This is a genomic window from uncultured Marivita sp. (assembly GCF_947488135.1).
GTDB lineage: Bacteria > Pseudomonadota > Alphaproteobacteria > Rhodobacterales > Rhodobacteraceae > Marivita.
Map to the genome: position 1 here is coordinate 283,347 of NZ_CANKYW010000005.1, position 12,752 is coordinate 296,098.

The 12,752-nt window shown below is 60.3% G+C and carries 9 protein-coding genes; all 9 read right to left on the minus strand.

Annotation, left to right across the window (positions count from 1 at the left end; all coding sequences use genetic code 11):
- Positions 1-6 precede the first annotated feature (6 nt).
- The 9 genes from Q1B16_RS15620 to Q1B16_RS15660 all read right to left on the minus strand — a co-directional run bounded on the left by Q1B16_RS15620 (position 7) and on the right by Q1B16_RS15660 (position 12,528).
- Entirely contained in the window at positions 7-1,899 is a 1,893-nt protein-coding gene (locus tag Q1B16_RS15620; protein WP_299790727.1) for a DUF262 domain-containing protein, read from the minus strand.
- A gap of 4 nt (positions 1,900-1,903) precedes the next feature.
- On the minus strand, positions 1,904-2,896 hold the full coding sequence (locus tag Q1B16_RS15625) for a DUF4917 family protein (RefSeq protein WP_299790730.1): 993 nt from the start codon (positions 2,894-2,896) through the stop codon (positions 1,904-1,906).
- The gene (locus tag Q1B16_RS15630) at positions 2,886-3,023 is read right to left on the minus strand and encodes a hypothetical protein (RefSeq protein ID WP_299790733.1); all 138 of its coding nucleotides are present in this window, start codon (positions 3,021-3,023) and stop codon (positions 2,886-2,888) included. Before Q1B16_RS15630 ends, Q1B16_RS15625 begins: the two co-directional genes overlap by 11 nt.
- A complete protein-coding gene (locus Q1B16_RS15635; protein ID WP_299790736.1) occupies positions 3,020-3,871 on the minus strand; it encodes a hypothetical protein in 852 nt (283 codons plus the stop codon). Before Q1B16_RS15635 ends, Q1B16_RS15630 begins: the two co-directional genes overlap by 4 nt.
- The gene (locus tag Q1B16_RS15640; RefSeq protein ID WP_299790739.1) at positions 3,868-5,454 is read right to left on the minus strand and encodes a restriction endonuclease subunit S; all 1,587 of its coding nucleotides are present in this window, start codon (positions 5,452-5,454) and stop codon (positions 3,868-3,870) included. The genes Q1B16_RS15635 and Q1B16_RS15640 overlap by 4 nt, the downstream gene beginning before the upstream one ends.
- Positions 5,435-8,185: a DEAD/DEAH box helicase family protein gene (locus Q1B16_RS15645; protein ID WP_299790742.1), complete on the minus strand. Its 2,751-nt coding sequence runs from the start codon at positions 8,183-8,185 to the stop codon at positions 5,435-5,437. The genes Q1B16_RS15640 and Q1B16_RS15645 overlap by 20 nt, the downstream gene beginning before the upstream one ends.
- A gap of 126 nt (positions 8,186-8,311) precedes the next feature.
- On the minus strand, positions 8,312-8,749 hold the full coding sequence (locus Q1B16_RS15650) for a ribbon-helix-helix protein, CopG family (RefSeq protein WP_299790745.1): 438 nt from the start codon (positions 8,747-8,749) through the stop codon (positions 8,312-8,314).
- A 9-nt stretch (positions 8,750-8,758) separates the two neighbouring features.
- Positions 8,759-10,753 (minus strand): conjugal transfer protein TraG, encoded by a 1,995-nt coding sequence (locus Q1B16_RS15655; RefSeq protein WP_299790748.1) that lies wholly within the window; start codon positions 10,751-10,753, stop codon positions 8,759-8,761.
- 17 nt (positions 10,754-10,770) lie between these two features.
- Positions 10,771-12,528 (minus strand): DUF3363 domain-containing protein, encoded by a 1,758-nt coding sequence (locus Q1B16_RS15660; protein ID WP_299790751.1) that lies wholly within the window; start codon positions 12,526-12,528, stop codon positions 10,771-10,773.
- Positions 12,529-12,752 lie beyond the last annotated feature (224 nt).

Consider the following 12,752-nt stretch of genomic DNA (forward strand, 5'->3'; position numbering starts at 1 on the left):
GGGTGATTACTCCAAGTCTATCCAGGTTTGAGCCGCCATGGCAGCAAGACGTTCTCCACGCTCCCGGATTTCCGCCTCCGTCCATTGGTCTTTTTTGGCAAACCACTTGTTCAGAAACAGCCCGGTGTGTTCTTCGAACTTTTCCTTCTTTACGGTAAAGCCAGAATTTCCAGAGGAGATGTTCAGACCGCCTGTAAGCAAGGTCAAGTTTCCGAGGGAATGAACGAGGGTCCGGCGCGCCAATGCATCCGGTTCATCAGAATAGATTTCGTGGGTCTGCCCGTCCGGGAAAGGCCATTCATCGGTCCAAGTCTGAGGCAGAACGTGCTCGACCCAAAGGCCGGTGGGCTTCGTGGCGCTTTCTGCCATATGGGATCTGCTCGCAATTTCCAATTCCCACAGTATGTCAACCAAGCGAGTTCGAGGGGCGATGCTGTAGGCGTTTCCATCCAGGATACCGCGCTGGAATTCGTCATTGCGCGGGAATCGGGTGCTGTCGCCAGACCTCTGGTTAAAGTAACCTCGAAACGCTTCCACCGAGGGTCCTTGGCGCAGGAATACCTCTGCAATGGACTGGAAAACCTTGTTCAAGTTCTTCGTTGTCAGCTCGCACATGGCCCGCCGCGCCAAGAAAGAATAGATCAACTGGGCAAGGTGCATCTTCTCTGGCGCAGGCAAATCCGATCCACCTATCTGCAAGGCAACGGGGAACACGGTTGTCACCTGCCATTCCGCCAGCTTTCGCCCAAGCCAGTAGAGCGCTGGGTCTTCCTCGGCCCTGCCTTCCAACGTTTCATACAGGGGCGCATACCGTTCCAGCAGTTTCAGTTCATGCTCAACATCGTCAAATCGAGGTTTGCCCTTCGGAACCGCGAAGGCCCGGTATTCGGCATAGAGTTCGCGCACCGAGATTTTCTTGCCCGTTTCGGCGGTCAGCACATGAGCGAGAAAGTGGTCCAAGCGCGGGCGACGTGGGCGCGCATTGGGCGCAGGCTCGCGCCACCACATGTCGTCCAGGGGGTCCCACAGCTTGGCATACAAGTCCTCTACGGGGGCGTCCTGTTTCTCCGCTCGGTGGAAGATGTTGTTCCGCACGAGGTCCATGGCGAGAAGGGGCTCACCCTTCGAGTTCAGCGTCTCAAAGATCACCTGTGCATCGTCGTTCTCACCGAGCGTGATAACCACCAGCTTCAGCCGATCAAGGACGGCACTGAGCAGGGCTTCAAGGCGTTCTTCCAACACCTCAAGCTCGACTTCGTACTCACCGCCGGTCTTGCTCTCGCCTTCCAGATCGAGTTCGCTGTCTTCCTCCGGGCCATGGAAGGCAAACTCCTCAATCCAGGTGCAGAACAGGTGGTAAGCACGGAAAGCCGGAAAGCTGGTGTTCTTGGGCACGCGCTGACCATAGAACAGGCTGCGGTGCTTATGCGTTACGTCCTCGTAGGACATCTCGATTATGTCGTGAAAGATGTCCCGGTCCGACGGTGTCGGTGTCAGTTTGAACCGTGTCAGAGGGTCCTTGTCTTTGTTCTTCGGCTCATTGAACAGATAGCCGTTGATGTGCCCCATGAGGTCTTCAAGGTCGTGGTCCCGCGCCACTTCGCGCAGTGCGGCCAGGAAGATTTGAAAGGTGGTCAGGCGTTGCTGGCCATCAACCACCTGCACACGAGGCGTGCGGGCGATCTGAGAACCTTCCTCGACCGGAGACAGGATCAACGCGCCCATATAGTGTTCGAACTTGCTCTCACCGTCCAACACCTCGGCGGCCTTGGCGGACACGTCGTCCCAGAACGGCTCTAGCCGGTTGTCGCCCCACTGATACTTCCGCTGATAGAGCGGAACCATGAAGCGGCGGGCTTCCTTCAAAACAACTTCTACGGGGTGATCGTCTGCGTCCAAGGTCTTATTCCTCCGGTGGGCCGTCCCAAACACGGGCGGTTTCGGCGTCGAAAAATTTGTAGGAGACTTTGCTGCCTTCCAATTTGCTGAAACGAGACAATTTGGCGTCGGCTTCGCGGATCTTGGCTGGATCGGGCCTATAGATGCCGAACCATACGCAATCGATATTCTCGTTTCCGAAAATCGCATGGTAGATGTGCGCGTCGTTGTTGTCCGCACTGTGCCCGAACACAAAAATATGTCCCGTTTGCTCGCGCAACTTTCCGAAGCAATGACGCAAATACGGGCTGGCGAAAATCTTCCTCGCCTTTGCTACTGAGCTGCCTTCTGCGACATAAAGAGGAAGGCGCTTTTCCTCAACAATTGTCCGGGAAATCGTGGCAATCACACCTTCCTTAGTGTGCTGAGCCTTGTAGACTTCATCCTGACGATTTTGGAAGAGATGCAGTCCGCCGTGCAGGTTGAAGATGTGGCAATATGCATCCTGCTTGAAAGGTCCTCGGAAACGACCGCTTGGGCTAACCTTTCCTAGCCCGAAGCCGTCGTTCAAACGCTCCTTATGCAGGTTCACCCAATACAGTAGGAGGTCATAGTTCAGCGTGAAGATTGTCCCGAAGTGGCCTATGAAAGCATCCGCGCTTTCGTATTTGAATGTAAGTTCATCGCGGTGTGCGGGGTGAGTGGCGTTGACTGCCTTTACGAGGGCTTCCCGAACCGCCTGTGCGTCCCTCTCAAGCTCATCCGCATGATCTTGGTTGCCATACGCCTGCTCTACAACAATGGCGTCTTCCAAGGCGCGAATAACGGCCTCAAAGTCCACGGTATCCAAGGCATCGAACAGCGCCTTGATCGGGCTGCCTTCTGCAAGGTCCGCCGCTTCACGAAGGTTCTGGTAGCTGAAGTAATCAATCGAAAAGCCATTGCCGATAAGGAGCGCCCTATTCCCACCCTCGGTTGCTTCAATCGCATCGTGGAAACTTACGACTTCATCGGGCATCGGTTTTTTCCCGTAGTTTCGCCGTAGGAGCCTTGGCGCGGATGTCTTTGATTTGGTTCAGCGGGGATAACGGACCCAGTTGGCCGCCGATGCTTCGCTGCATCTGGAGCAATTCGACGTCGCTCATCTTCCCAACTCTTTCTCCAGCCGCTTCAGCATCCACCGAGCTGTGACCACGACCAATTGCAGACGGAACATGGCGTCGTGTTGCGTGGAGATTCGAGGATGCGCACCGTCCGGATGAAGAAGCTTTGCCAGACCGGGCAGGAAGGTCTGTTTGTTGCCATCCCCGAATTCATGCTTGTCACGCGATAGAAACCCTTGCTCGGCTAGCAATTGTCGTTTCTGCAATCCACTGGCTCGATTAGCCGCCTCTGCGGGGTATAGCTTGTCTGCGATAGCGTCGGTCAGCGCTTCAAGGAACGTGCGGCACTGGCTATTTGCAGCTTCCCAGTCTGCTTGAGTGATGTTTTCCTTGGCGCTGGCCAAATGGCGCTGCGCGACTGCGAAGCCATTTCGAGCCAACATGATATCGACTTCACTCCCAGTTTCCGGAAGCGCCACGAAGTTCGGCAAAGCGGTGGTGAAACCGGTAATGGTCACTTCGTCGTTGAACATGCCCTGTTTCACGTCTTTGAGAAGTGCGAAGCCATCCAGGTTCAAATAGCGTTCCAACTTGTTCCACGGTTGTGCCTCGCCGTTTCTTCCGTCCAAGCGGATCGCCAGATCAATCAAGAGTTCGGCGAGGGTCTTTTTTCCGTAGTCTGTGTGGACCACAAAGGTTGGGTTCTGGACCGCGAAGGTCTTGAGATTCAGAAGCGTCTTGGCGATTGAGCCGGCGGCCGACACATATTCCGACAGGCCGTACTCCAGCAGAAGGCTTTCCAGATCAGCGTTCGTTTTTATCGCCCCTTCCAGGATGCCGCAGGCAGAAACGACAGCCCCCCGACCAATTGAGGGATTGGATTTGGTCATGCTGAAACCCTCCGCCGTTTGGTCGTCGTCGCCTTGGCGCGGTCGGCCTTGATCCGATCCAGCAGGTTGGCGGCGGGTTCGTCGTTGGGGTTCTGGGGGACGAGGTGGCCGGCGAAGGCTTTTTTCAGGATGGATTGGCGCAGGGCGTCGGCGCGGGTGAGGGCGGCGTCGATCTCGGCGTCTAGCGCGTCGGCGGCTTCGAGTTTTTCGTCGAGGATGCGAACGATTTCGGTTTGTTCGTGAGGGGAACAGACTGGGACAGGTAACCCTTCGATCTTGGAGATACTCAGGGTGTGGAGACCAGAGGTCGAGCTTGCCTGTGCTTCGATCAGCTTTCGGCCAACCGGCGACATCATGAAATAAAGCGCGAACCGCGATGACAGGATACCATCTGCACTGAAACGGATCAGATGGTTTTGGTGGGTCATGTTCGGGATGCTGCCATCCCAGATGGCGACGCGCCCGATTTGCTCTATCGACCCGTTGCCCTCCACAAACAGCAGGTCTCCGGTGACAAGGCTAGTCTTCAACAGCTCTTCTTCCGTGACGCCGATCTCCATGATCTCGTCGAGTTCGAGCCGATTTGAATAGACGTTGGCGACGCGCAAGTATTTGGCCTTGAGAGGAAAGGCATTGCGTTTCTGGTTCTTTGTCAGGCCACCGGTCGTTTGCCCGAGATCGGACATCGCAGGAATGAGCCATTCCGCTGGAACGGGAACCGTCACCCCCGATGGAATCTTGGCCGAGCCAATGAAATCTCTGGGCCGCTTCGGCTTCGCGGGTTTCTTGCCCTTCTCGCCGTCGGCGCGCCACTGGGCGAGCGCGTCTTGCCAGGCGTCGAGGGCGGCTTTGTAGCGCGCGTCGCGTTCGGCTTGGATGCGGGCGAGGAGGGTTTCGGGGGCTTCCAGCTTGTCGGCGTTCTGCGCGCGCCAGTCGGCGGTGAGGCGGCCTTCGAAGGCGGATTTCAGCAGGGACTGGCGGTAGAGGCCGAGGGTGGTGCGCGCCGTTTGCAGGCTCTCGACACCCTTGTCGATCTCGTCGAACATCGCCTCGATCTTCTCCACGATCCGGCGTTGTTCGTTGAGGGGCGGGATCGGAATTGGAACTGTCGCAAGGTTGCCCCGCGAAATGCGCTTACGCGTCGACCCTGACTGCAGGGCAGAAATTTTGCCGCGAACTTCCGGTGAGTTGATGGCCCGCATGAGGTAGCGCGGCTCGATTGCGGCGCTGCCCAACCTGATGGCGCAGACATCAACTACGGTTACGAAGCGTTCTTCACCATCAAGCGGAAAGATACAGCACCGGCCCAATGGATCAGGCATCCGAGCAACTAGTAGATCACCTTTCTTGAGAAAGGTGCAGTTCAGTTCATCGGCCTTCTCGCGCGTCAGAAAGCGCGATGACTTATTGACAAAATGACTATCAGCAATGTCTGCCAACTGAATTAGGCGAACCGAACCATTCGGGTCTTGATCCTTGCTTTCGACCCAGTCGCCATCGGTGAAGATGCCGTCATGCGCGATTAAGTCAGGGGCGCCTTGGCCCATCCGCGCGGAAAATCCGTCATGCCGAAAGCGCCTCATTCATCTCGGTCATGACCTCGTCCATCCCATCCCCAAAGAGCGCATACATCTGCCCCATGCCGCCCTTGGCGTCGAAGGGGGCCATTTCCAGATCGTCGCGCTCGATGGTGAAGGAGGTGGCAAGGTGGTCGCGGATCATGCGCAGCCACTCCATCTGCTCCTCGGTGAACTTTTCCCCCGCGCCAGAGTGGCGGTTCAGCACCCAGTTCTGGAAGTTGCGCCGCACCCGCTCGGAATGGCGGGTCAGCGTGTCGTCGAGCCCGGTCACCCTGCGGATCAGCGCCACCAGTGCGGTCAGGTCACTGGCGGGGTTGCTGCCCTTGTAGTCATCGAGATGCGCATAGGCGCGCCAGACGGTGAGCGGAGCGAGGCGCGGGCGATCCTCGGTCAGTTTCTTAAGCACATCCTTGATCATCGTGTAGGTAATTTCGGCGCGGCGGGCGGGGGTGTTGAAGTAGATCGATAGCGCCTCGATCTCGTCCCGGTTCTCGGTCAGATATTCCTCGAACTCCTGTGCGATCTGCTTGGCGTTCTCGGCCACATCGCCCGCCCATTCAGCGCGCAGCAGCGTGTCGAGGTTGTCATGGTCGATGGTCTGTTCGTTGTCGCGGCGGATCGTGTCCATCAGGTTGATGAGCGGGCCGGTGAAGACGTTGGCGGCCTGCCTGATCCGCTCCTCGCGCGCGGCCTGGATGGCCGTGTCATCGGGCTCGGGGTTCCCGGCGGCCTTGGCATCCGCCTCGACCTTGTCGGGGTCGATGGCATCGAAGAGGTCGCGCACGATGGCGGTGAGGGATGTCTCGGACTCGGCCGCGATCTTCTCCTGATCCTCGGCCCCGAGCTTGTTGTCCAGCCGTGAAAGGCGGGCGGCGAGCGAGCTGACGGTTTCCTCGGACCGGTCGCCCATCATCAGCCCCATGGCGAGGTCCTTGAAGGGGATCGAGGGCTTGGTGTCGAGTGGCTGGCTGGCGGTCTTGAGCGATTTGGTGACGCCGACGGCATCGACGATGACGTAATGGGTCTTGGCCTGGGCAGAGGGGGAGACCTTCTTCAGGTCGTCGGGTTTGAGGACCCGGGTGCCGCGGCCCTTCATCTGCTCGAAGTAGTTCTTCGACTTCACGTCGCGCATGAAGATCAGGCATTCGAGCGGTTTCACGTCCGTGCCAGTGGCGATCATGTCCACGGTCACGGCGATGCGCGGGTAGTAATCGTTGCGGAAGGCCGAGAGTGAGGATTTCGGGTTCTTCGCCCCGTTGGTGATCTTGCGGCAGAAATCGTTGCCCTCGCCGAACTCCTGCCGGACGGTCTGGATGATGTCGTCGGCGTGGCTGTCGGTCTTGGCGAAGATCAGGGTTTTCGGCAGTTCCTTGCGGCCGGGGAAGATCTCGGGCCACTTGTCGTGGAATGTGCGGATGACTGTGCGGATCTGGTCCGGGTTGACGACGGAGCGGTCAAGTTGGGTGGCGGCGTAGGCCTGTTCGTCGTCCTGCGTTTCCCATCGACGCGCGCGGGTCTCGCGTTCGCGTTTCTCGACCAGTTGCTCTGCTTTGAGGGTTTCGCCACCCTGGGTGATCTCGGTTTCGATCAGGTAGATTTCGTTGCCGACGTTGACCTTGTCGGCGACAGCCTTCTCGTGGGTGTATTCGCTGACGACGTTCTTTTGGAAGAACCCGTAAGTGCGATTGTCGGGTGTGGCTGTCAGGCCGATGAGGTAGGCGTCGAAATACTCGATGACCTGGCGCCAGAGATTGTAGATCGAGCGGTGGCATTCATCGATGACGACCACGTCGAAGTATTCCGGCGGCAGCTTGGCGTTGTAGACGACCGGCAGAGGTTCCTTGCGGCGCCAATTCTGCTCCGCCGGGTTTTCGTCTTCGGCACCCTCGTTCAGTTCCTCGCCTTTGAGCGTGGCGTACATGCGCTGGATCGTCGAGATGACGACCTGGCTGTCGTTCGCGATTGAGGGCGATGTGAGGCGCTGGACGTTGTAGAGTTCGGTGAACTTGCGGTTGTCGTCGTTCGGGATAAAGGCCATGAACTCCTGTTCGGCCTGCTCGCCAAGGTTTTTGGTGTCGACGAGGAACAGGATGCGGCGCGCGCCAGCGTGTTTCAGCAGGCGGTAGACTTGCGTGATCGCGGTGAAGGTCTTGCCCGACCCGGTCGCCATCTGGACAAGTGCGCGGGGCTTGTCGGATTTGAGCGAGGTCTCAAGGTTCGTGATCGCCTTGATCTGGCAGTCGCGCAAGCCGTCCGGGTTGAGACTTGGTAGCGCCGCAATGCCTGCACGCAGGCTCATTGGCGCTTGTGCCCAGGATTTCAGGGTTTCGGGGCGGTGAAAGGTGAAGACCTCGCGCGAACGAGGGTTAGGATCGCGGGCATTTGTGAAGCGGGTGACCTGACCTGTACTCTCGTAGAGGAATGGGAGCGGTTCGGCGTTGCTGACCCATTTCAGCTTGGCGTTGGCGTAGCCCTCGGATTGCTCCTCGACCGAGGTCAGGCGGACACCCCAGTTGTCGGGCTTGGCTTCGACCACGCCGACCGCGTGCCTGTCGGCGAAGAGGACGTAGTCGGCGGGTCCGATGTCTGTCTGGTACTCGCGGACGGCCACGCCGAGCCCGGCGTTGAAATCGAGCGCGTCCTTGTCCTGGACATGCCAACCGGACGCCCGCAGGCGTTCATCGATCCGGTCCCGGGCGAGCTGCTCGGGGGTTTGGTTGACATCAGGTGACACGCATAAGGCCTGAAGTTGCTATATTTTTTTCAATCATGGCGTTCAAGGAGCGAAAAGGCAATTGGCGAGCGTACGGGTTGGGCTTCTACTTCCAGTTGTTGGATCGATATTCGCCGGAGCAAGGATTTATTGTGTACCTTTGGTTGGGTCTGTCTGTCCTGCTGGTAGATCTTGAACGAGTTCTTTGGTGAGAGTTGATCCCTTCGCCAACCGACGTGAGAGCGTCTGAACGAAGCCGCCATATCGCTCTTTGCCCTTCGCCTTGGCCGCCGCGTAGGTGTCATCGGGGAGGGGGGGCGTCGTCGTCAGCCAGAAGCGGACGAACAGCGCCAGCGCCTCCGTCGTGATCTCCTGATCGCGTTCCAGCCGTTCGAGCGACCGGTTCAGGCGGTCCAGCCTTCGGACGATCGCGGCCTCGCTCTGTTCGGCGCTGTCGGGGGATAGGAATGACGCCAGCGCCGCCTCGATGACTTGGGTTTTGGGGACGCGCCGCCGAGCGGCCAGCGCGTCGATTTCATCGAAGAGGGCTGCGTCGACATAGGCGGTGATCTTGGCTTTCTTCATGTCGTCACCTCACAGGTCGATGCCATCATCCGGATCGAGGGCCGCTTGACGCGCGACGGCGCGGAAGCGGGTCTGTATGGCGCGGGCGCGTTGGGCCTCGTCATCGGGTTCGTCTTCGAGGGCGGCGAATTCCTCGCGCGGGAACGGCAACTCAGGCGCCACATCCTCATGCTCGGGGATCTCAGGTTCTCTTCGGATGCCGCCATCTGCATCGTCAGCGGGCTTGTTCGTATCAGCTTCCTGAGCTTGCATGATCGGCTGAAGACTGCTCCAATCGTCGGTTCCCGCCGTGCTGATTGCTGCAGATGCTTCTACGCTAGGCGGCTTTTGGATTCTCGCCGTCAGTTGCGCATCGCGGAAGTACCGCACTTTTTGTGCCCGGATCGGTGCCGCACCCGACACGAGGATGATTTCGTCATCGGGCGGCAACTGCATGATCTCACCGGGGGTAAGCAAGGCCCGGGCGGTTTCCTGGCGTGAGACCATCAGGTGGCCGAGCCAGGGTGACAGGCGGTGCCCGGCATAGTTTTTCATCGCGCGCAGTTCGGTCGTGGTGCCGAGGGCATCGGACAGGCGCTTGGCCGTGCGCTCGTCATTGGTCGCGAAAGCGACGCGGACATGGCAGTTGTCCAGGATGGCATTGTTCTGGCCATAGGCCTTTTCGATCTGGTTCAGCGATTGGGCGATCAGGAAGGCCTTGAGGCCATAGCCCGCCATGAAGGCGAGCTGGGACTCGAAGAAGTCGAGACGGCCGAGGGCGGGGAACTCGTCGAGCATGAACAGCAAACGGTGCTTGCGGTTGGTGTTGTGCAGCTCCTCAGTCAGACGGCGGCCGATCTGGTTCAGGATCAGCCGGACCAGCGGTTTGGTGCGGGAAATGTCCGAAGGCGGCACCACGAGGTAAAGGGTGAGCGGCCGCGCATCTGAGACCAGATCGTTGATCCGCCAGTCGCAGCGTTGGGTCACGGCGGCGATCACGGGGTCGCGGTAGAGGCTGAGAAAGGACATGGCCGTGGACAGGACGCCGGAGCGTTCGTTCTCCGACTTGTTCAGCAGCTCGCGCGCGGCTTGAGCGACAACAGGATGCGGGCGATCTCCGAGATGGGCGGTCCGCATCATGGCAGTCAGAGTGGCGGCGATGGCACGCCGCGGATCGGACAGGAAGGCGGCGACGCCTGCCAAGGTCTTGTCCTTCTCGGCATAGAGGACATGCAAGATTGCGCCGACCAGAAGGGAATGGCTGGTCTTCTCCCAATGGTTCCGCCGCTCGAGCTGGCCTTCTGGATCGACCAGGATGTCGGCGATGTTCTGGACGTCACGGACTTCGCGCTCGCCGCGTCGGACCTCGAGCAGCGGATTGTAGGCGGCGCTGGCCCCGTTGGTCGGATCGAAGAGCAGGACGCGCCCGAACCGCGCCCGCCATCCAGACGTCAGCTGCCAGTTCTCGCCCTTGATGTCGTGGACAATCGCGGAGCCGGGCCAGGTCAGCAGGCTTGGGATCACCAGGCCGACGCCCTTGCCGGAGCGGGTGGGCGCGAAGCAAAGCACGTGTTCCGAACCATCATGCCGGAGGTAGCGCTTGTCGAGACGGCCCAGCACGACCCCGTCGTCTGCGAACAGCCCGGCGGCGGTGATATCCTTGGGGCTTGCCCATCTGGCAGAGCCATAGGTTGTCACGTCGCTCGCCTCGCGCGCCCGCAAGACGGACAGCAAGATGGCGACGGCAATCGCGGCGATCCCACCTGCGCCGGCGATTGCAGCTCCTTCCATAAAGACGCGGGGCGCGTAAGCGTCGTACCAGTACCACCAGGTGAAGACCTGCCACGGGCGATAGATCGGCAGGCCGAAGAGGGCGGTGAGAGGCGCGCCAAGCTGGGGTTGGAATCCCAGACGAAACGCGACCCATTGTGTCGCCGCCCAGACAAAGAGCAGCGCCACGATGCTGACGATGATGATCTGGCCCCAGAGGATCTTGGTGGCCGATGACGTGTCCTGACGGCTCATGGTGATGTCCTTTCTGTTCAGAGGCTCAGCCCGCGCTTGCGCCCGAGGCCCCAGTCGATCCCGCCGCCCGGCGTCATCGTGCCCGTAACAGTCTGGCCGAGATGGCGTTCGAGTTGCGGGGTCCAGGGGACGAGCGAAAATCCGAGGCCATCATCGATCATGGCGAAGCGGCCCGAGGCGAGATCGAAGCGTCGGCGGAATGTCCCTGCGACGGGTTCGCCCTCGGTCGGCTTGTAGTAGGGGAGGCCGGTTTGTGTGCTGAGGTCTTGAGCGATGGCGTCCAGTTCGCGGTTGCGCAGGGTGGCCAGCAGATCGCGGGCAAAGGTGACCCGCTGCCCTTGCCGGCGGGCGAGGCCTTCGGCGACAAGGTGATTCGAGCGGCGCTCCAAGGCCTGGCGAACATCTGCGCCAAATCCGGCGCCACTCAGCGGCGCGCGGTCCCGGGCAAGATGCAGGCGGTCGAGCCAAGTGGCGCCATCCGCCTCGACCTGGGCGGCCAGCGACAGATCGGAACGACCGACAAGAGACAGTTGCGGTGTCCCGTCCGTCTTCCCTGTCCAGAGCCGGGTTTCGACGATGCCACCTTGCGGCGTGTCGCCGGTCGCATCGAGATTCCGGAAGCGCAGGTGATGTACGCGACCGTCAACACCGTCGATGATCGCGTAGCCGGTCCCGGCGTGGTCATCATGAAAGCCGCGTTCCACGAGCCGCCCGAGGATCGGGGCGGTGGGCGTGCCTTCGATGGCGAAATCACCCGCTGCGCGCTCCCGGTCGGCGCCCATGGCTCGGTGCATCCGTTTGATGATGTCGCCGCGCATCCCGAGCTCGCGCAGAGTGTCTTCGGCAGTCGGTTTCAACTCCCAGACGGCAGGGGCTATTTGTTCGGCCAGCCCGAGCCTCTCCAGTGTCTGGGCACGCCCTATCATCAAGCGGCGCAGCTCCGGATCGCGGGGTTCCGGCGTTCCGCGCCGCAGGTCGGCGATGCCGGCATGATCGTCCGCCAGGGATCGTAGGCCCCGGTCCAGATCAGTCCAGCGTTCCGCCGTGACCTGCGTTTCGAGCGCTTGGGAAATCTCCCGCGCGCTGCGGGGGCCCAGTTCCAGTTGTACGAGGTCTTCTGCGCGCGCTCGAAGCCCCCGGCTGATGTAGTCACGCGAGATGACGAGATCGCGGCCATCGTCGGCCTTTCCACGCACCAAAATGTGGATATGCGGATTATCGGTGTTCCAGTGATCGACGGCGACCCAGTCGAGCGTGGTGCCGAGATCCCGTTCGGCACGGGCCATCAAATCCCGGGTGAAGGCGCGCAGATCTTCGAGATCGGCCGCGTCCTCCGGCGAGATGATGAACCGGAAATGATGCCGGTCCTCTTCGCAGCGCGCCGCAAATCCGCCCCGGTCGAGATCATCGCGTTCACACCCGAACAAGTCGGCGTCGCGCCCGTCCTGACCGACGCCATCGCGCTGCAGGTAGCCGAGATGCTTGGCCATGGGCGCGGAGCGAAAGCGCTTGCCCTGGTGGCGCACGACGCGGGCCTTCACGACGACGCGCCGGGAGGTGCGAGTCAGGCCTTTGGCCGTTCGGGCAAACCGTCCGCGCCCGAAAGAGGTGTTGCCGGAACGCATGCTGCCCGCGCCGATGCGATAGCCGGTATGTCCGGATTTCCGCGCAGCGCGCATCACCTCGTTGACGAAGCGTGTCGATTGCTTAGAGGTCCTGCCGCCGTCGCGGATACGTCCGGGGCGGATACGCAGGTCGTCGTCGCGCCGGGTCATGGCTGCACTCGCTTCCAAGACCAGCTGCCGCACAAAGAATATCGCAAAATCAGAATTTTAGATAAAGTCCTGCGGCATACAGCTTGGATGTGCGGCGCAAATCCTCGCAGAGAAACAACAGCTTGAGGTCCGCTTGCGGCACCTCTTTTATCTCGCGCTCTTTCTGTTGAGACCCTGCGCGTCGACCCTCTCCGGCACATTCTTGCGCCCGGGCATTCCAGACC

Bases quoted from the DNA above. Each gene is read 5' to 3' on its own strand.
- Q1B16_RS15625 (WP_299790730.1), bottom strand. From the start codon at position 2,896: ATGCCCGATGAAGTCGTAAGTTTCCACGATGCGATTGAAGCAACCGAG.
- Q1B16_RS15650 (WP_299790745.1), bottom strand. From the start codon at position 8,749: ATGAAGAAAGCCAAGATCACCGCCTATGTCGACGCAGCCCTCTTCGAT.
- Q1B16_RS15655 (WP_299790748.1), bottom strand. From the start codon at position 10,753: ATGAGCCGTCAGGACACGTCATCGGCCACCAAGATCCTCTGGGGCCAG.
- Q1B16_RS15635 (WP_299790736.1), bottom strand. From the start codon at position 3,871: ATGACCAAATCCAATCCCTCAATTGGTCGGGGGGCTGTCGTTTCTGCC.
- Q1B16_RS15660 (WP_299790751.1), bottom strand. From the start codon at position 12,528: ATGACCCGGCGCGACGACGACCTGCGTATCCGCCCCGGACGTATCCGC.
- Q1B16_RS15640 (WP_299790739.1), bottom strand. From the start codon at position 5,454: ATGAGGCGCTTTCGGCATGACGGATTTTCCGCGCGGATGGGCCAAGGC.
- Q1B16_RS15630 (WP_299790733.1), bottom strand. From the start codon at position 3,023: ATGAGCGACGTCGAATTGCTCCAGATGCAGCGAAGCATCGGCGGCCAA.